A 20,326-nucleotide genomic window follows, 5' to 3' on the forward strand; every position below is an offset into this window, starting at 1 on the left:
CATCAGTTTATATTAATTTTCCATATTGTATATATATTTAGCACACTAGAACAAACTAACTTACAATCGTATTGAAGAAAAAATCATGTCATTATTTATTAAAAAGGAAGCGCGAAAAAATGATACATACTTATGTGATAACTAAGACACATAATCTACTAACAAATATACCAATAGAAGAAATAAAAAATCATCCGTATAAGTGGTTTTGGATTGATTTCGATAGTCCTTCAGATCCTGAAATTGAAAAACTAACCACCCCACTTAATTTTCATCCACTTGCAATTGAAGATTGTATGCACACTCTACAGAGGCCAAAATTAGATTATTATGATGACTATTCTTTTCTTGTTACTCAAGCTATAAATTGTAGTAACCTAGAAAAGGAAGAAATTAACTTTTTTATTGGTGAAAATTTCATTGTGACATTTCACCATAATCCTTCTGTTGAGATATCTAATGTGCGGGAAAGACTGGGGAAAACTAATAAACTTATAAAATGGGACCATAACCTAGTTCTTTATCATGTATTGGATAATGTAGTGGACAATTATTTTCCTTTAATTTATAGCATGGAAGACACTTTGAATGAGATCGAAGAAAATTCATCTCTCAAATCTGGTGAGGATTTACTAAGAGACTTGTTTGATACCCGGCATAAATTATTATCATTAAGGCATACGGTTACTCCTATGAAAGATTTGTTATACAGAATGCTAAATTCTCAAAGGCTTACTGTATTATTAAGAAAAAAAGAATACTTTGCAGATATTTATGACCACTTATTAAAATTAGCAGAAAAGATTGATACGAATAGAGAAATAACAAATGATTTAAGAGATAGTTACTTATCGATAAACGCTCATCAAACAAATAAAGTAATGAAAGTATTAACGGTCATAACAACTATCTTTATGCCTTTAACATTTATTGCAGGTATATATGGGATGAACTTTGAATATATGCCTGAATTAAAATGGAAATTTGGCTACTTTTTCACTTTATTTCTTATGTTTACTATAGGATGTGGGATGACTTTTTGGTTCTTTAGGAAAGGCTGGTTTAAATAAGTGCCCTCTTGAAGCTGTAGTGAACAATTTGATTCTACTTAGCTACAGAATATACACAGGAAATTAAATTTCACAATAAAAAAGATCAGCCTGCAATGGATGATCTTTTTTCAAGACTGAAAAACGCGGTTTTCGGTTACTTACTCAATTATAGTATCATTTAATAATTTCAACATATCCGCCATATCAAATGGTGCCTCTTGTTTCACGTTTTCGGCAAATTGGGAAACGATGCGCAATGTTTCAATACTTTCAATCGGATGTTCACCTGATGCACTTTCTGCTGAAAGCATAACAGCATTTGTGCCATCCAGAACAGCTTGAAAAACATCCGTCACCTCAGCTCTTGTAGGAATCGTATGGTCAACCATGGATTGAAGCATCTGCGTTGCGGTAATCACATATGTATTGGTACGACTGCACTCATGAATCATCGCTTTTTGCAAAAGTGGAATCCAGTGGTATGGTAATTCTACTCCGAGATCCCCCCTGGCAATCATAATGCCATCAGCTTCCTTACATATAGACTGGAAATTCTGAAGTGCCTCCATTGTTTCAATCTTAGCAATTAATTTGGGTGGAATGAATTGTTTTTGTTGGATAAAGCTGCGAATTTCTCCAATATGAGAAGGTTTACGAACAAATGAACAGGCAATAAAATCAGCTTTCTCTTGTAAAAGAAACTGGATATCCGCTTTATCCTTTTCAGTAATAGCAGGCAAACTTACGGTTGCTCCTGGTAAATTCACTCCTTTACGAGAAGAAATAGTACCTCCTGTTTTGACGACCGTTTCGATTTTTTCATCATCAACTTTTTCAACTGTTAATTCCACTTGGCCATCATTTATGAGAATTCTATTCCCTGCTTTTACATCATGAACTATCCCTGCATAATCTACGTTAGCACTATTTTTGTCTCCTACTATTGGAGTAATATGCAAAGTAAAGTTGTTTCCTGCTTGGAGGGTTATTTCTTTTCCTTCGATTTCACCCAGTCGTATCTTTGGTCCCTGTAAATCACCTAGAATTTTGATGGATCCATCCAAGGATCTCACTAAATCAATTACTTCCTTGTGGCTTTCGTGTGTTCCGTGTGACAGATTAAGCCGGACAATCGTCATTCCGTTTTTTATTAGCTTCGATAATGTATCTTTATTATTACTGGCTGGCCCAATCGTACAAATTCGATTTATTGACATAATTATCACCTTCCATTCCTATAGTACCCATTTAAAATGGAAAAATAATAACTTTCATTCAACTTGTCCTATATAGATTTAGAGTAATTATTAGAATCTTAATACACTTGTAAAATGTGCTTTATATTAATCTAACAAAATTTTGCTATGGTCATAATAAGAATAAATATTGACCATAACAGGTGAGTAAAAATGAATGATGTTAAAAACAGGTATATCGTGAACGCAATCGGTAAAAACGGAGAAACTTACCTAACCCAATGCCAGGATAAGCAAACATTAAAGAAATGGATTTCAGACAATAAGGAAAAATTAATAATGGATGAATTGAAAATCGTCGATAAGAAAAAGCATCCATTATTGAAATTTTTCTCACTTTTTCAGCTGAAACAGCATTAGACGCCAAGAAATGAATGGTGTCTTTTTTTTAGGAAAAGGAATCCTAAGAAAATTGTTCAGTTCCTCTTTATATACTTTTCCATTTTTTAGTATAATCATAATTGAAATAAATTTGAAGGAACATTCTTTTCGATGAATAGAAGATCGGATTAAGAAAGATTTACTCGTCACCTGCTTAATGCACAAAAACATCGAAACTCCCTTCCACTCTTCAAACAAAGGTGTAACTTTTTACTACTGAGGGGAACACAGTTTTTAAGGAATTTGTGGATTATATCTGTAAAATTATAATAAAATTACCTATATAAAAATTCCAATATCCTAATACTAATATTTAGATACTTACATTGAATGGTTCTTCAAAACTTTTCATAAGGAGCACAAAATGAAAAAAGTAACCTTTTTAGACCCACCCAAAATCCTTGTATTAGGATTTAGTGCGATTATTCTTATCGGGGCTTTTATGTTAACCCTCCCCCAATCAACGGTGGATGGGAAAGGGCTGAATTTTTTAAATGCGTTATTTACTTCTACTTCAGCGACGTGCGTAACAGGTCTCGTAGTGGTAGATACAGGAAGTACCTTCACTAAATTTGGCCAAATAGTCATACTATCCCTGATACAAGTTGGTGGTTTAGGGTTTATGACTTTTGCAACCTTTATCGCTTTTTTATTAGGGAAAAGAATATCCTTAAGGGAAAGATTGGTCTTAAGAGAGTCTTTAAATAACATAGACATTGAAGGGATCGTAAGGTTGGCAAAAAGGATATTAATTTTCACAGCTGTTATCGAACTGTTAGGAGCCATTCTTTTATCTTTTCGTTTTGCTTTTGATATGCCACTTGGGAAAGCTATTTATTTTGGAATATTCCATTCCGTTTCGAATTTCAATAACGCTGGATTTGATTTAATGGGAGAGTTTAGAAGCTTAACCCCTTATGTAGATGACCCCATTGTAAGCCTAACCGTCTCTGCCCTTATCATTTTAGGTGGTATTGGTTTTATTGTAATGAACGAAATCTTTGAGTACCGTAAAATAAAGCGACTGTCCATGCATACAAAAGTAGTATTAGTAACAAGTTTCTTGCTAGTCATAATTGGAACCGTTTTAACCCTAATATTTGAATATGGGAACCAAAAAACAATGCAACCTTTATCTTATACAGGTAAAGTATTGGCAGCCTTGTATCAATCCATCACTCCTAGGACTGCAGGGTCTAACACATTGAATATTCCTGATTTAACACAACCAACCTTATTTTTGACTATCATCTTAATGTTTATTGGGGCTTCCCCAGGCTCAACTGGAGGAGGAATAAAAACCACTACCTTTGCAACCTTACTAGGGGCTGTTTGGACACAAATCAAAGGGAAAGAGGATGTCGTCTTTTTTCGTAACAGAGTAACTTTAGAAACGATTCTAAAAGCACTAACTGTCACAGTTAGTGGATTATTCCTTGTTATTACCATTACTATGCTTTTGACTATCACTGAGCCTGGGAAAGAGTTTCTAATGATATTCTTTGAAGCAACTTCTGCATTTGCGACTGTTGGTTTATCAATGGGGTTAACCCCTGAACTTTCCCCTATTGGTCGATTACTAATCATTTTTACGATGTTCGCAGGAAGAGTTGGCCCTTTGACCATTGCTATTGCCATCGCTATGAGAAGAAAAACAGATCCTTATCGTTATCCGAAGGGAAAAATAATGATTGGCTAGGTTGAGGAAATCAAACTCCCTTTAGATTTATGAACAGTTATTATTGGTAGTAAAGAGAATTTAACAAATCTTTGTTTTCATAAAAAATAAACCTAATCTGTCCTGATTAGGTTTATTTTGATGCTTCATTTCAAATTAGACTCTTTATTTCATATCAACAATAATTTTTTCTGCTTCATGGAGAATTTTATCGTTTTCATTCATGACATCACTAGTTTGAATGGTGATTTTTTTTAGATTCTCAGCTTCGCCTTCTTCAAGAATAAATCCAAGGCTCCCTTTTTTATGACCATTAGCATTCAAATCCCCATGTAATTCTTCCAAGTAAATATCCTTTTCCCAATCCGCTTGAAATCCAGTATTGGTTTCTAATAATGAAACCGGGACGAATTTAACAGGTTGATCACCCTGATTTTTGATTTCCACGCTTACTTTAATAAAATCAAATTCTTCGTCATGTGTTTGTGCATGGAAAAAGTCAATCATGCTGTAATCCGGTCTATAATGCAACACCTTTACTTCTTTAATATAGTAATCTACAGTGTCCAGTTTAAAATGCTGGTCTATTTTTTTGAATTCTTTTAACGTGATTTCACCTTTGCGGTCTGAATACGTTTGACCTGGTTTTTCTAACCCAGCATCACTTGTGACCTGTGGACTCTCATAAAAGTCATATAGTACATGCGGTTTTGGTTCAGATTGGGTAGTCTTTGTTTCTCTTGTTTCTTTTGTTTCTTTTGTTTCGTTTTTCACTTCCGAATTCGTTTGAGCATTTGCAGTACAGCCTGCCAATATAATTGAGAAAATTATCATTATAAGTGCATTTTTCAAAGGATTTCCCTCCATTTATAAAAATAATGCTATTTATGGACAATGAATTGGTTAGAACAACTTTACTCAAAATTGAATATTTCAGATATTATCGAACTAGTCCCATTTATGGATCTAGGTCAAGAAAACGGACACTTTGAATTGGTAATATTTTTTGAAAAACATCTACCGCGCTTCGCTTAGTGGCCTGAAGGACTGGTGAGGATTCTATCAAATCCTCACCAGTCCTTCAGGAAAAGGTAATGAAATGGTATATGATCAATTGTTTAGTTTGCCATTGCTTCCATCTCTACTGGAGTCGCATACCCGATACCAGAATGAATCCTTTTGGTGTTATAAAAACAAGTAATGTATTCAAATATACTCATGTATGAATGTTCTCTTGTCGGATAATCTTCTTGATAAATGAGCTCCTTCTTAAGGATACTGTGAAAGGATTCAATACTAGCATTGTCGTAACAGTTTCCTTTTCGACTCATACTTGGCGTTATGTCATACTTCTTTAGTAACTCTTGATATTCGTTTGAAGCATATTGACTTCCCTGGTCAGAATGATGGATTAACCCAGCTCTAGGGGGCTGATTCATGATTGCTCTTTCTAATGCGAGGATAACTAGATCCTTTGTCATTCGATTACTTATATGAAAACCTATAATCCTTCTAGAATATAAATCCATAATAGAAGCTAAGTACACCCATCCTTCTTTCGTATCAATGTAAGTGATGTCAGCTACCCAAACTTCCCCAGGTCCCTGGGTTGTAAATTGTTGATTAAGGATATTAGGATAGACCGGTAGCTTATGGTTTGAATTCGTTGTAGCCTTGAATTTCCTTACGGTTATGGAGACTATACCATTCTCATTCATAATCCGGGCCACCGTTTTCTGTGATACCACGTTCCCCATTTTTTTGAGACTCTCTGTGATTTTTGGACTACCGTACGTTTTTCGAGATTCGTTGTACACCTTTTTAATTTCTTGGGTAAGTGATTCTCTTTTTAGTGCCTGTTTACTTTTGGATCGTCTAAGCCAATCATAAAAACCACTACTTGAAACACCAAGAACTTCACACATCTTCACTACACGAAATTCGTGTTGGTGTTTCTTTATGAAACCATAGATTACTTCTGGTTTCTGGCGAAGATGCCCATAGCTTTTTTTAATATGGCAATCTCTTCTTCAAGCTCTTTGATTCGTTTGTCTTTCTCAGTTAAAGGTAGCTTTTCTGGAGGTGTATAGCCACTTCCTACAAAAGCATCCTCTTTAGAATCTTTATATGCACGAATCCATTTATTCAAGGTACTGTAGGGGACGCCGATGTCTTTAGCCACATCCACTCCTTTATATCCTTCTTCAACGACTAATTTCGCAGCATGCATTTTAAAATGTTTATCATAATGTGCAGCCATACAAACACACCCTCTCGATAGTTCCTATTAGTATATATTCTAACGGAATTACCATTTCAGTGTGTCCGTAATTTAGACTAGCATCATTTATTATCAAAATGAGTCTATATATTATCAAATTGAACCAACTTATTATCAAAACAAGGTACTTTATTATCAAACCAAAAATCACCCATTAAAAAAATCTTCCCGTTGTTATAGAAAACAACGGGACCATTACATTATTTATCGTTAATTACAGTTTTCTTTTTGGAACGCTTTTCAATAATATCAAAGATAATTTTAGCATTGTCTGTATTGTTAATATGGCCTGCAAATCTTGAGCTTTGAGGTCCGTATGCATATACGTTTACATCTTCACCTGTGTGGCCGCCTGTCGTCCAGCCTGTGAAAGTGCGTGCGTCAAAGATTTGTTCAATTGCATTATCAATTTCCTCGACTTTCTTCGTTTCCGTTGCTTTTTGTACAGATTGAATTTCTTCAGCCGTTAAATCCAAGGATATGTACTTCTTCAACGTCACTTCTACGTTCGCCCCGTTCACGATTTCTTGTGCCATGAAGTCTGGTGTACGTTTCGCTGCTTTGATTGGTGCACTGAACCAATTGTATTCACCTTTTGCACCGATGGAAAAGCCACCTGTAGAGTGGTCAGCAGTCGCCACGACCAACGTGTGCTTATCTTTTTTAGCGAATTCAATCGCCGCTTTAAACGCTCTATCAAAGTCTTCCATTTCACTCATCGCACCAACGATATCATTGTCATGTCCTGCCCAATCAACTTGGCTACCTTCAACCATAAGGAAAAATCCGTCTTTATCTGTTTTCAAGCGGTCGATAGCTGATACTGTCATTTGCTCTAATGAAGGTAAATCAGACGTACGGTCAATCATTTTCGGCATTCCGCCTTTTGCGAATAACCCTAGTACTTTTCCATTTTTATCTTTCTTTAAATCATTTACGTTAGTGACATAGCTATAACCAGCTTTTTGGAATTCTTTAGTTAGGTCACGGTCCTTACGAATGAATAAATCAGAACCTCCACCAAGAAGAACATCTACTTTCTGTTTTCCGTTAACCTTCTCATCAAAATAATCATCAGCGATCGCATTCATATTTTTTCTGCTAATATCATGTGCACCAAATGAAGCAGGAGTTGCATGAGTGATTTCAGACGTTGCAACAAGACCCGTTGATTTCCCTTGTTCTTTGGCTGCTTCTAATACCGTTTTTACATTGGATTGATCATTGTCTACAGCTATGGCTGAATTATATGTTTTGACACCTGCTGACATGGCTGTACCAGCAGAAGCAGAGTCCGTAATATTTTGTTTAGTATCTTCCGCGTAAGTCATTTGCTGACCAACTAGATACTGATCTAATACAGAGCGTTCTACTTCTTTTGTATTTGGATTATCCTTCATCATTCTATGTGCAGATGTATAGGAACCTCCCATTCCATCCCCTATTAAAAAGATCACATTCTTGATTTCCGGTGATGCCAGAGGAATAGATTTATGTATTTCTTTTGCCTCTACCTTTGGTAATGCCCCCGCTAGTGCACCAAAAGCAAGTGACGAAACTACTGCAAATGGGATAATTTTCTTACTAAGAGTTTTTTTGATCATTTTACTACCTCCAGAATCGTTTTTCATTACGTTTCCAAGTATAGGTTGGGAATGTTAAGGAACTATCAATCTATCATAAAGATAATGTTAATCAATATTACAATTGTAAAAACAAGAGATTTAACCTAGCTCTTATGGGGCATTCTTTTCCTTAAATCATGCTTGGAGAGGCTATATAAATGAACCAACATAAACAAAAAGGATGGACCATCCAATGGGAAGGACATCATGAGAAAAACTAGAAAGAAAATAAATTTGTCTTAATCGAAAACGAAATGAATCAATTTTTGGTCAACATTTCATTTACTGGTAGTAAGATTGAATATTAAACGATGGTCTCTGAAAATATTGAACTAGATTTTGAAAACAAAATCATTACCGTTAATAGTATCCATGAACCAGATTATGATTTTGAAGAATGATTTATTTTTTGGGGTTTACAAATTACATACCGTAGGGGTAGAATGAAATCCATAAATAAAATATCGGCCTAATCTCAAGACATTGAGAACGGAGGAACCATTTTTATTGGGGTTAATTCTGCACATGTAGAAAGGATGAGAAACTCTTTCGCCATCCTACCCGTCAGCTAACTTCGTCGGCTAAAGCGAAGGAGGTTTAAAGACCACCTTAACAAGGCGTCTTTTTGTGCTTTTTTAGGCAAAAAGAGCAAACGATTTTGGGATGTAGGTCTTTTTATTATGCAATTTTTTTATTTAATAAGGAAAATGGAATGTGTCTTAATGGAGGAAAATAGAAAAACGCTGTAACTTATTCTTTGGTACAACATAACTTATTATTATTCTAGTATAAAGCGACAGAATTAAAATGACTAAGGTGAAAATATGGGGAATTCAAATAATAGATATCTAGTTCAAGCTATAGGGAAAAATGGAGAAACTTTTTTAACACATTGTAAAGATAAACAATCTCTTGATAAGTGGATTGAAGAACACGAGGAAAATTTGGTCATGAATGAATTAAAAATCGTAGATAGAAATAGGCATCCTTTATTAAGATTCTTTTCTTTTAGAAAGTGACCCTTTTCAGGCATCATTCTCATTGGAATGATGTCTTTTTCATGGAAGGAATGGGCAAAGCTAAGCAAAACTAACGATGAGCCCTACTCTACAAAAGCAAGAAAAATCCACCCGAAATAGATTCTAATAAATAAGTTGATAAAATTTGAGGGTAGGTTGATAATAAATAAGCCTATCTTAGGTATTTTCTTAAAATGACTGAAAAAGAGACGAGGATATCAAATGACAGATGGTAGATATAGAAAGAACGTGCAAGCAGGAATCCAGGTGGATATCGTTTTAAAGAAGGATCAGAGAACGGGAATCACAACGCGGGGTGTCGTAAAGGATTTGCTAACGAATTCACAGTTTCATCCACACGGCATCAAAGTCCGTCTTCAAGATGGACAAGTCGGAAGAGTTCATGCGATTGTTGAAAAATAGAGAGACGGGCAAAAAAGATTGCCTGTCTCTCTATTTGTACTTTTAGAATCAGTAAGTTTTCTAATAATACTTCTTTAAAAAGCTTACCATATCTCTATTTACTTGTTCTAATACCATTTCAGAAGAAAAGTGGCCACTCCCGTACAGCTTACTTTCCACTAAATTTGGAATGATTTGATTTGCACGGTGGATGAGCTTTTCTCCTGGAAAGAAGATATCCTTCTCTCCTCCGATAATCATGGTCGGTGCCTTAAAGTTTTGTAACTCCTTCTCCTTCACCAACTTCGGCATATCCTGCTCTAATTTTACACTCCGAAAAACTTCACCCGTTATCTCCGCATCTATGTTTTTCATATAGCCATCAGACATCACTTCTGCTATTTTGACTAATTGCTTTTGTGATCCATTAAACTTCAAAATCAATAAAGGCACTAAGATCTTTTTGATCATTTCCACTTTCGAGCCAAGGATGATTCCTGCAGGTGCAAAAAGGATGGCACTGGCAATTCGTTCAGGGAAATAACTTGCCAATCGAAGGATAATTCCCCCTCCAAATGACGCACCCGCAAAGGCAGCCTTCTCGATTTGAAAGTGATTCATTAAATCAACAATCCAATTCGCAAAACTATCATCCTGTGCAGAAACCCTTGTTTCTGTGCTATATCCAGGATGACCAATTGTATCCGGCGCATAAACTCGATACTCACCCAAGAGTGACGAAAACCAGGATACTGTCATCGGATTGATGCAATTTCCTCCTTGTAAAATAAGCAGGGGCTTACCCTCTTTCGGTCCAGTCACTAATACATGGGTCTTACCGAATCTAGTATCGATATATTTTCTTTCAAAAGGTACGTTCAAAGTTTTTAAGTACGACTCATAATGGTCTTGAAGCCTTTTCTTTCCTGCTTCATTAATATAAATAGTCATCGTTACCTCACGTCAAAATGGATCGTTTGCAAGTAATCCTCTAATTTAGCCTTCATTGAATCCCATTCTTTATCAATTACACTAAAATAGGCACTATCTCGATTGTACCCATTAGGCATGATTCGATCCTGCCTTAAAACCCCTTCAAAGGTCGCACCAATCCTCTGGATTGCCGTTTTTGAGCGCTCATTACGATTATCCGCTTTAAATTGGACACGGACTGTTTCTAGATGTTCCATGCAGTACTTTAATAATAAATACTTGGATTCCGTGTTGACTCTTGTTCTCCATACATCCTTGGAATACCAGGTCCAGCCGATTTCAAGACTACGATTCCCCTTTGAAATATTAAGGAAACGTGTGCTTCCAACAACACTATCACTCTCATTATCTATGACTACAAATGGAAATTCCAAACCTTTTTCCTTTGCTTCCAAAGCTTCCTCGACCAATCGCTCCATATCAGCCAAGGATTTAACTTGGATGGACATATACGTCCAAATCTCTGGACTACTTCCAGCTTTATATAAACCCTCGATATGAGATCGATCCATCGGCACTAGCTTCACTCGTTCACCTATTAACTCGACATATTTAATGTTCATGACCTTCAACCTCTTTTCTGGAATATCTTTCTAAATGAAATTATAAAAGAATTCTGCCCTTTATTAAATGGTCAGTTTTTTATTATTGGATGAGGTCAGTGATTTCAATATATTAGGAATTTATGTTAAAATATATTCAGTAACTTTTATGCAGGATGGTGTCATATATTAAGTGAAAGGAGAGAAAGCGTGAAATCTACTAAATTATCATTATATGTTTCATTATTTGTCTTAGTTGTATTTCCAATAATATTTCTGGTAATTTCTTTGATTACGGGTCAATGGAGATTTCTTACCTATAGTATTATCCCTTCTTTTTTTGCAGGGCTTTCAGGTCTAATGGTATCCATTCAACAAATGAAAAAGGAAAACAGAAAAGCTTAACTTTCTTATTAGATGGAACTTAAAAAAGCTCAGAGCATATCAATATCCTCTGAGCGTCAATATTAATTGAACCCTATTTCCCACAGCACTTCTTATACTTCTTACCACTTCCACACGTACACGGATCGTTTCTTCCTACCTTATTTTCGTTTACGATTGGAAGGACATTAACAGGTACACTATCCTTAGACTCTCGGAAAAACGTCTCATTCTCTAGTGCAATTTCTCTCCAAGATTCAAGCTTTGGATGATTTAAACCCATCACTGTGTAAAACCCATAAGCGACATGCTCACGTTCAACAATATATGACTCGATATCTTTCTTCATATAATCATTGATCTCCGGCAATGTTACTTCGGATAGTTGGTGACAAAGAGGTTCGAATAATACTTCTTGATCCTCGATTTCATTACTATTATTGTAGATATCCCTCAGCGTTTGAACAGCAAAAGGAGTTTTAATGTTCGCCACGATCGAGCTCGCATATATATTAGATTCAGGGTTCCTCAAATACGGAGCAACGGCTTCCACTACTTCATCACTCTGGAAGGAAATCAGCGTATCCGCAACTTCCTCTAGCAAATCATCTTGTTCACGCGTCAATAAGCTTGCGAGAATTGGGATGTATTGCTTTAATTCCATTAGCTTAATGGCGTATACTCCTAAAATGGCATAATCCGAGAAAAAATCCTCACCTAATGAAGAGTTCATGATTTCTGCTACTTCTGTTTCAGGGAACCATTTCTTCTCCACTAGTTTTTTCAATATATGTTTCGCAAGACTAAGATTTGGAGTCTGGCTTTCCGCAAGGTCATGAAGCTCTTGATCCAACACTCCCCATACGTCATCCTCATCTCCTCTTAAAAGGAGATTATAAATTTCTAAGGTTTCCTTAGTCAAATAAGGAGATAGATCTTTTTTAAACTTAACTGCCATCTCAGGTGGAACTCTTTCAAACAACCAAATATAGAAATGTCTCTCATCTGGTTCACATTCATTGACTCCTTGTAAAAGTGCTTTCAAAGCTTCTTCCGTTACCGGTAACTTAAGGATATCCGATAAAATGGTGAACCTGTTTTGTTCCGTGGCGATTTTGACAAACTCTTCTGTCCACTCACCAGGTACATTCGGATAATCTTGTAGCATATGTAACACATAATCCTGAATCAAAGGATCAGGATGTGTAATAAATGGTTTTACTTTTTCTAAAAATGTCATCGTTCACCCTCCATACCCTCACATTACAATAAAGTGATAGGCAGGACAAGTTACGTGGTCACCCTTTTTTTTCTTGGCAGGACATCAAAATTCATAATGATGGTTCCTATAAGTATAGTAAGGACCCCCATCCCCATAACCCAAGTAATAGGTTCATTATAAAAAAGAGCACCCACTACCATGGCAATTAAAGGAGAAATATACAACCATGTGGATGGAAAGTTGGGATTAGTTTTTGAAATCAACCAATAGTAGATGGTATGTCCCCCCATCGATCCTACAAGCATGAGATAAAAAAGCGAACCCATAGCTGGTACAGAAAGAAGAGATTCTATATCAATTCGTTCTGTAAACAAGGATAAAAGGATAAGACTGCCACCTCCATAAATCATTTGTGCTGCATTTAGAACAATGGGTGATGTTCCTTTATGAAACTCAATGATTTTTTTAGAGTAAAGCGTCCCTGAAGCATAGCTTACTTCCCCAATCAAAATGACGATGCACCCTACAAGCCATAACAGACTAGCTTCAAAGGATATACTGGAGAACAATAATAAAAATACTCCTGAAAATCCAATCAAACCACCAACAATAGAACGGTGATTCATGTTCTCCCTTAAGAAAAATCCTTGAATCGCCATGATCATCATCGGTCCAGTTGCAGATAAGACCGCTGCAATTCCAGAACTTACATGCTGCTCTGCCCAATAGAGAGTCGCAAACGTCCCGAACGTCAGTCCTAATCCTGACAAAAACATATCCTTTCGAAATAAAAATCGAATAGTTGTCTTCCTTTGTATCTTCATCACCAAATACAGGATTACACCTGCCAGAAAAAAACGAATCCCAGCAGACATGAACGGCGGCGCCCCACCATCCACTCCAATTTTTATCGCTAAGAATGTCGTCCCAAAAATTATGCACATGATGATATATAAAAACATGACCATGAATGATTCCCCCTTTTCTATCATCATATGACAAGATAAATAGAACAGTTATAACAAAACAGAACAGATGTTGATTCATTCTGTTATCCTAAGAATAACGGGAGGGCATTTTGATGCGGGAAAAGAAATTTGAAGAGGTCTATGATTATATGGTCCATCGAATTAATGGTGGCGATTGGAATGCAGAAGAAAAACTTCCTTCTATTCGTGAGCTTGCGAAGGAGCTTCAAGTTCACCGACTAACTGTCTTCAAAGCGTACCAACGCCTTAAAGAAGAAAAAAAGGTGTTTGTGAAGGATAAGTCAGGGTATTACATCCTCCCCCCATCTAATGGGAGTTCAGATTTTCCATTTATCCAAAGTCATTTATCAGACATTCATCAGCTACAGGTGAAGTACCAATTTTCTCAAGCTGTAATTGATCCAAACCTGCTTCCGAACCATTACTTTTCAGAGTATGTGAAAAAAGTATTTGATATGTACCCTAAGGTATTAGGAACGTATTCTACCGTCCAAGGGGATGCAGAATTAAGGAATGTTCTAACCGATTATTTAATGAAAAGACATCGACTATTTGTTACTGTAGATGAATTATTGATTACATCTGGTGCCCAACAAGCTATCAACTTAATTGCTCAAGCATTCATAAGACCGAGGGATACGGTGTTCATTGAACGTCCAACGTACAGTGCAGCTATCGATATCTTCCGTCACTTACATGCTACCATTGTTCCTATTGATATTCGGTCAAGTGGTTTTGACCTGGATTTGATAGAGGAGCTTATGAAACAACATAAGCCTAGGCTCTTCTATATGAATCCAACCTTTCACAACCCGACGGGCTTTTCAGTGCCTGCAGAACAGCGAAAGCGATTGGTCGAGCTTGCAGAAATCTATAATTGCCTCATAGTTGAGGATGATCCATTTCATGATATCTTTTTTGACAAGGAGCCTCCACCACCCTTTTTCACATATGATTCAGAAGGGTATGTTATATACATCCGAAGCTATAGCAAGTACGTAGCCCCTGGCTTACGTATTGCAGTAGTAGCGAGTCGCCATCCACTTATGAAAGTTCTTTTAACAGCAAAATCGCTATCTGATAATGGATCTCCTTTACTGAATCAAAAAATGTTCCTCCATTACTTCACTTCAGAAAGGATGCAGCTGCATTTGGAAAAACTTCGTACTGCACTGCACATTCGTAAAGAAGTAATGGAGGACACCCTTGCTGATACAGGTTGGGAATGGATAAGCCCAAACGGAGGACTCAACCTATGGGTTAAGCTACCTGAAGGGGTAAATACAAAAACACTCCTAACAAAAAGCTTGGAGCATTCCATATCGTTCGTTCCAGGAACGATTTGTGACCCATCTCAGGAGATGGATTCTTGGATTCGGCTTAGCTATTCTTTTTTGAATGAGAAGCAAATAGTAGAGGGTTTGGAACGGTTAAAGAATGTGGCCAAAGTAAGATAAGGTGCTAAATTTTTCTATTCTTAAATGGTCTAAATTATATGGTGAACATATATTTTATATGAAGGATTATGTGTCACATCCCATATGAAATAGGTGAGAGCCATATGTATGTTGTGTATTACTACGAAAATAAAAACCAGTTATTAAATCAGCTGCTAAAACGAGTTCCTACAGTTGGTGAAAATTTAACGATTAAGGGTCGTAAAGCAAAAGTAACCAGAGTAAATAGTATTGATGAAAGAAAATTTCAAGTGCAGGTAACTCTGGAGCCTATTCAAAAGGCAAAAATTAGCTTAGAGGATCTTAAAAAAAGAAGAAGATAAACAAATAATGGACGTACTCATCATTTTTTACTGAAAGATAAAAAAAGTTAAGTTTGGGTTTTACTCTAGGAATAATGACATGTTGTTTAACAATTATTAAAGAAAAGAAGAGGAGTGGAATATCCACTCCTTTTATCACGAAATGCTTTTGATTTTTTATTACGACAAATTATATTTTAATTGACTCTGATAAAGGATAGTGTTGATTTTTTATCTGTGAAAAAAGCCGGTTGTTATACCGGTTTTTTGATTTTCTTCTTTAACTAAAGCCCCCTTCAACAGCTTGTTTATCTAGAAAGAGAAACGCTTCTAGCCATGGATTGGTCATTGTATCGTTCAAGCTTTCAACACCAAGTTTCTTGGCAAGTTGAACGACATCTGAAATTGTATTCCCAAATATAGAGCGTCCCGCTGCAAATATTTTGCAGCGGGAACTCATTTCATCAAAGTTTAAATCTAATCCCTTGAGCGTATCGTAATTGTGTTAATGTATCGCTCGCGCTAAAGGTTACAGTGACATCTTAATTGACTGAGCCGCTTGGCGCATTGTCCGTTGTCGTAGGCGGTTGTTGATCACTTAATTGCCTTACTTCGTCCTGAGTCAACGGGAGGTCAAATACGCGTACGTCGTCCAGCAGTCCATTGTAACCTTCTGCGCCGGTTTCTGTGGCTCCCAGCACGATTTTATCCGTCACAGTCGGAAGCGGTCCGAGATTCGTTGTATCGCTTGCAACTAAGTTACCGTCGATATAAATCTTCATCCCCGTTGAATGATCGTAGGAAGCCACATAATGATGCCAATTGTTATCGTTGTAGGTCCATGGAAAATACAACGCTTTATAACTGGATGAAGCAATGGGCCAATGGGCCGTGCGAGCTTGACCGCCTGCCAACTGAAGGGCCGTGAAACGATTACTGTTACGGAAAATGCTCGTTGTGTTGGTTGCAGGCTGAGAAGTCTTAAACCAAAACGAAACGGACTCGTCACCTGTTTTATTCAAAGTTGCCGAAGAGTTGAACTCGGCCCTTGATCCGCCGCTGAAAGCAAGCGCTCCGCCGTTGCCCGAATCGGTCCATCTCGGGTTGTTAACCAGATTTCCGGTGTTGCCGTTGCCTGAAGAATCGCCGACGGTTGTACCAGATCCTTCATCGAACTTCCAGTGGGCTACTAGTTCGGCAGCCCTTGCAGATACGCTAATGCTTGTTGTCAATGGAACGCTATTCGGGTTTGTGACTCCAATAGGCAGAGTTACTTTTCCTGTTACCGTGAAGGTCTGCGCCGTCGTGGCAGTTGGATCGTAGCTTGCACTATTTACATCCCAATTCACAGTGGCATCCACATTTCCCCCATCGGTTACAAGGGCTACTTTAGCAGGCAATCCAAGAGCTTCCGCTGTCTTCGCCGTTCCGATGGCCACTGTTACCGGTGCGATCGCAGTGATGCTGTTCAATTTTTTTTCTTGAACCTCTGTCAATTCAAACCAGCGAAAAACCCAAAAAGGTTGAGTTACATTCAGCCTTATTTTATGTGAGCCTTCACTCAGTCTGACCGTTTCGGATTTAATGGCATAGTTGTCCCAATTCCCAGTTGAGAATGAGGTTCTCGTTTGAGGTACTCCATCTACCTCGAATTCAACCTCTCCCGTTCTACCCGGTGCTGTTCCCACCTTGTAATCTAATTGATAGAATCCCGATTTTGCCACATCTACGTTATATTCCATCCAGTCGTCTTTTTCTAAATAATTCACTCGAAATGCGGGTCCGCCATCATTAGTCCCTTGATATCTAAATACTTGACCCTGTTTCTTATTGTAGTTTGCAGCTTCTATCCTTCCTGGCACCGATGCTGAACCAGGCAATTCATCTAAAATATTTACCTTAAAGCTGGCTGTCTTTCCACCTACAGTCACAGTCACTGCCACTCCTTCTTTAAGAGTGGAACTATCAAAGCCGGTAATATGATCACCCGTTACGTTCTCCACTTTTGTTGTTCCATCGCTGTAAGTGCCTGTCACAACCAGCCCATTTAAAAGAAGCGCATCTGCATACAGGTAATTCAACTTTGTTGGCAGATTAGTTATTTCGATGCTTTGCAACTTAACGTTAGAAGTCTCGTTGGCAATTGCCATGATCTGATCGGTAGACAATGCTTGATTGTAAACCCTTACTGCATCAATACGTCCATTGAAGCTTTGTTCGCCTCTACTGTCCGCACCGATATACGTTCCCGTTGTTGGCTTAGAAGGATCTGTTGTATTATTGGTTACCGGGCTGCTCTTGCCATTGATATAAAGCTCCCAGGTGCCGTTTCTTCTTGCCGCAGTAATATTGGTCCATTGTCCTGGAGTCAAAGCAGTCTGCGATCCCAGGATCGTTTGCCCGTCGATCGCGATTGCTACCTTATCTCCCTTGTCATGATCCAGCACGATGGAATAACCGTTGCTAAGGCCATCGCCATTGGATAAGATCTGCTGCGATCCCGAAGTTGCGCCATTCCACTTCACCCAGGCTGTTAGCGTTAAATTGTTCTGTTTGTTGGATACAAGATCTGCACTTGCATAATTACCGTCAGCACCGTTCAGGCTGAGCGAAGCGGAACCTTCCATTTTATCCGTCTTATCATAGGCAGCACTTCCATGCAAAGTTGCATTAATCCCACTCTTGATACTGTCGTTGCCATTGCCGTTAAATCCCCACATATTTTTGGGATCTTTACTATCCATAATTTGGACTTTATCTATGTTCACGCCCGCTGCGTTGCCATCGCTTTGTATGACGATCTTGTTATTTGGACCCGGATTCAGCTCAACAGGTACCGCCAATTCGTTATACAAGCTCATGCTTCCGGTAGTCGGAAAGCTGAGCGTCTGTACTTTGGCCCCATTTACATATATTCCCTTGGTAGCATTGGCAGCATCGGTAGCATACCTTATTTTCAATATTTTATTGCCGCCAGAAGCTCCTCCGTCAACCTTGAGCGACTCGATATATGCTTTTCCATTGTTCATATTCACATACTTGCCGCCGGACGGATTTATGTCGTCGCCAGAGGTTGCATATGCGAACACACTATCCTCGGCTTCATACATGCCGGTTGTATTCGGGTGCAGACTCATAGTACCTTCCCATATGGTTTTTTGTGTAGTTACATCCCTTCCCTTTATATGCACCTTGTCTTTATATACATCAAACATCATAGCTTGACTATTTAAAACGGCACCGTCTCTTAATGCAGTAAATCTATTGGTGTACATGTTGCCTTGTATCTTAACATCGTCGTGAAGATGCCCTGTTGTTAAAATAGCCTGTGGATATTTTTCGAGGATATTTCTGAACTTCTGTTCCTGTATCATATTTTGACCATAATTATCCGAATATGACTTGGATACGGTCTGGTAAATAGGATTATGCGTGAACACAAAAATCGGCTTGTCCGTTTCAGCATTTTCAGCAAGCTTGCTTTCAAACCAGGCTAACTGTTCGTCAGACATATATGCGATATTGGACGGCTTCTTATCAAACCCTAAAAATAAGAAGTCATAGCCTTGTATTTCCCGGTGGTAATACACCTTATTTTCTGGTATTCCTGCCTTTTCTATAAATCTGTTCTTCGCTACATTATAATCCGACTGCCAATCATATTCATGATTTCCCATTGTATAATGCACCGGCGGATGATCTTTTACAGAATCGATAGCATTTCTTATGGCGTCATATTCACCGCTATTCCCGAGATTGGTTATATCTCCGACTAAAACGATTGCACTAGCATTATTATTTTTAGCATCCGTTACAGCTTTAGCCGTTTTACCCGTATCGCTATGCGTGTCCGACATTGACATGAAGCTGAAGATAGGTTCTTCCGTAGTGTTTTCTGTCACTGATGCAGAGCTTTCTGCCGAAGTACTGCCTACTACACCCGTCAGGGCTACATTCACCAGCATGAGTGATAGAAATGGCTTTTTTAACCTTTTAAGAAATAGCATAATTAAACCTCCTGTAATTCTTTGTAATACTCAATATGAAATGGCCTTTTGTCATTTTGCTTAGTCCGTTTTTGTATGTAGAATTTCGTCTGTTGCCTTTTCCATTCCACTCTTTTCATTTTTTCTCCCCTCCTTTTGCCTTTTAATAATTTTGAATAAAAATACGAGGCAATGAACATTGTTTTTTAGTAATGCGGTCGTGTCCCTTGCCAGAAAGAAGCGTATCATGGTTCGAAATATTTAATATATTCCACAAATCTACATACCGTATTAAGTAAAACTTAAAATGACTTATAGATACTACTAGCAATGCAATTTAATCTCTTTGCCCCAGAACCCATTTATGAAACTTTTACATTAGATTTACTCTCTATTAAAATTTGCCACTTACAATTTAGTAAAAAAGGAACGCCACTATTTAAGTAACGGGTTCACTTTTGGGATACAAAATAAAAAATAATACGATAAATCACAGATTAAATCGCAGAATATAAACAAATGAATTCGCAATATAAATCACATCAAAAAAGGCTTGGAGAAATCTCTCCAAGCCTAATTTTTATTGCACATTATTGAAGTCGTTTAATTATCCTTAACATCTATAACTAATGTATCAAATAACTTCCCATCAATATAAACTAAGAGTGCCCATTTCCCTGTTTCTGGTAGAACGACATTTGAAGTTTCATCAGGTGGCTTCTAGCATGAGCACGCTCTTATTAGCACAACTAACTGA

General features: G+C 37.5%; 16 protein-coding genes and 1 riboswitch. Of the genes, 7 read left to right on the plus strand and 9 right to left on the minus strand.

The annotated features are described in order from the left end of the window. Positions 1-119: 119 nt before the first annotated feature. Positions 120-1,070, plus strand: a complete 951-nt coding sequence (gene corA / locus G3O09_RS04795) for a magnesium/cobalt transporter CorA (RefSeq protein ID WP_163100357.1) — start codon at positions 120-122, stop codon at positions 1,068-1,070. A 140-nt stretch (positions 1,071-1,210) separates the two neighbouring features. Here corA and G3O09_RS04800 read toward each other — a convergent pair whose 3' ends face one another. Further along, on the minus strand, positions 1,211-2,269 hold the full coding sequence (locus G3O09_RS04800; RefSeq protein WP_163100358.1) for a pyruvate kinase: 1,059 nt from the start codon (positions 2,267-2,269) through the stop codon (positions 1,211-1,213). Positions 2,270-2,461: 192 nt separating this feature from the next. Here G3O09_RS04800 and G3O09_RS04805 point away from each other — a divergent pair, with 192 nt between their 5' ends. Both G3O09_RS04805 and G3O09_RS04810 read left to right on the plus strand, forming a co-directional pair. Further along, a complete protein-coding gene (locus tag G3O09_RS04805; RefSeq protein WP_163100359.1) occupies positions 2,462-2,668 on the plus strand; it encodes a hypothetical protein in 207 nt (68 codons plus the stop codon). Between the two features lie 385 nt (positions 2,669-3,053). Continuing rightward, positions 3,054-4,388: a TrkH family potassium uptake protein gene (locus tag G3O09_RS04810; protein WP_163100360.1), complete on the plus strand. Its 1,335-nt coding sequence runs from the start codon at positions 3,054-3,056 to the stop codon at positions 4,386-4,388. Between the two features lie 144 nt (positions 4,389-4,532). Here G3O09_RS04810 and G3O09_RS04815 read toward each other — a convergent pair whose 3' ends face one another. The 3 genes from G3O09_RS04815 to G3O09_RS04825 form a co-directional block, all read right to left on the minus strand. Continuing rightward, positions 4,533-5,219, minus strand: coding sequence for a DUF4352 domain-containing protein (locus G3O09_RS04815; RefSeq protein WP_163100361.1), 687 nt, complete (start codon positions 5,217-5,219; stop codon positions 4,533-4,535). A 266-nt stretch (positions 5,220-5,485) separates the two neighbouring features. Further along, positions 5,486-6,627 (minus strand): IS3 family transposase gene (locus tag G3O09_RS04820; protein ID WP_275898295.1). Its coding sequence is split into 2 segments (ribosomal slippage): positions 5,486-6,369 and positions 6,369-6,627, totalling 1,143 coding nucleotides; the frame shifts between segments, so codons are not numbered across the junction. A gap of 221 nt (positions 6,628-6,848) precedes the next feature. Then, the gene (locus G3O09_RS04825) at positions 6,849-8,252 is read right to left on the minus strand and encodes an alkaline phosphatase (protein ID WP_163100362.1); all 1,404 of its coding nucleotides are present in this window, start codon (positions 8,250-8,252) and stop codon (positions 6,849-6,851) included. Between the two features lie 477 nt (positions 8,253-8,729). Next, positions 8,730-8,871: riboswitch (cyclic di-AMP (ydaO/yuaA leader) on the plus strand. A gap of 643 nt (positions 8,872-9,514) precedes the next feature. Here G3O09_RS04825 and G3O09_RS04830 point away from each other — a divergent pair. After that, complete coding sequence (locus tag G3O09_RS04830; protein ID WP_163100363.1) at positions 9,515-9,715, plus strand: YwbE family protein; 201 nt, start codon at positions 9,515-9,517, stop codon at positions 9,713-9,715. 60 nt (positions 9,716-9,775) lie between these two features. On the opposite strand, the gene G3O09_RS04835 is transcribed toward G3O09_RS04830, so the two are convergent. Together G3O09_RS04835 and G3O09_RS04840 are read right to left on the minus strand one after the other, a co-directional pair. Beyond that, complete coding sequence (locus tag G3O09_RS04835; protein ID WP_163100364.1) at positions 9,776-10,645, minus strand: alpha/beta fold hydrolase; 870 nt, start codon at positions 10,643-10,645, stop codon at positions 9,776-9,778. Positions 10,646-10,647: 2 nt separating this feature from the next. Continuing rightward, on the minus strand, positions 10,648-11,250 hold the full coding sequence (locus G3O09_RS04840; RefSeq protein WP_163100365.1) for a GNAT family N-acetyltransferase: 603 nt from the start codon (positions 11,248-11,250) through the stop codon (positions 10,648-10,650). 189 nt (positions 11,251-11,439) lie between these two features. On the opposite strand from G3O09_RS04840, the gene G3O09_RS04845 reads away from it, so the two are divergent. Beyond that, entirely contained in the window at positions 11,440-11,634 is a 195-nt protein-coding gene (locus G3O09_RS04845) for a hypothetical protein (protein ID WP_163100366.1), read from the plus strand. 73 nt (positions 11,635-11,707) lie between these two features. Here G3O09_RS04845 and G3O09_RS22115 read toward each other — a convergent pair whose 3' ends face one another. Together G3O09_RS22115 and G3O09_RS04855 are read right to left on the minus strand one after the other, a co-directional pair. After that, positions 11,708-12,853 (minus strand): HEAT repeat domain-containing protein, encoded by a 1,146-nt coding sequence (locus tag G3O09_RS22115; RefSeq protein ID WP_205439607.1) that lies wholly within the window; start codon positions 12,851-12,853, stop codon positions 11,708-11,710. 50 nt (positions 12,854-12,903) lie between these two features. Beyond that, positions 12,904-13,803 carry a DMT family transporter gene (locus tag G3O09_RS04855; protein WP_163100367.1) on the minus strand — a complete coding sequence of 300 codons (900 nt, stop codon included), beginning with the start codon at positions 13,801-13,803 and terminating at the stop codon, positions 12,904-12,906. A gap of 113 nt (positions 13,804-13,916) precedes the next feature. Here G3O09_RS04855 and G3O09_RS04860 point away from each other — a divergent pair, with 113 nt between their 5' ends. Together G3O09_RS04860 and G3O09_RS04865 are read left to right on the plus strand one after the other, a co-directional pair. Continuing rightward, entirely contained in the window at positions 13,917-15,281 is a 1,365-nt protein-coding gene (locus G3O09_RS04860) for an aminotransferase-like domain-containing protein (RefSeq protein WP_163100368.1), read from the plus strand. 104 nt (positions 15,282-15,385) lie between these two features. Continuing rightward, entirely contained in the window at positions 15,386-15,604 is a 219-nt protein-coding gene (locus G3O09_RS04865) for a hypothetical protein (RefSeq protein ID WP_163100369.1), read from the plus strand. Positions 15,605-16,125: 521 nt separating this feature from the next. On the opposite strand, the gene G3O09_RS04875 is transcribed toward G3O09_RS04865, so the two are convergent. After that, entirely contained in the window at positions 16,126-19,590 is a 3,465-nt protein-coding gene (locus G3O09_RS04875; protein ID WP_163100371.1) for a LamG-like jellyroll fold domain-containing protein, read from the minus strand. Between the last annotated feature and the right edge of the window lie 736 nt (positions 19,591-20,326).

It is taken from the genome of Peribacillus alkalitolerans (assembly GCF_010882125.1).
Lineage (GTDB): Bacteria > Bacillota > Bacilli > Bacillales > DSM-1321 > Bacillus_BN > Bacillus_BN alkalitolerans.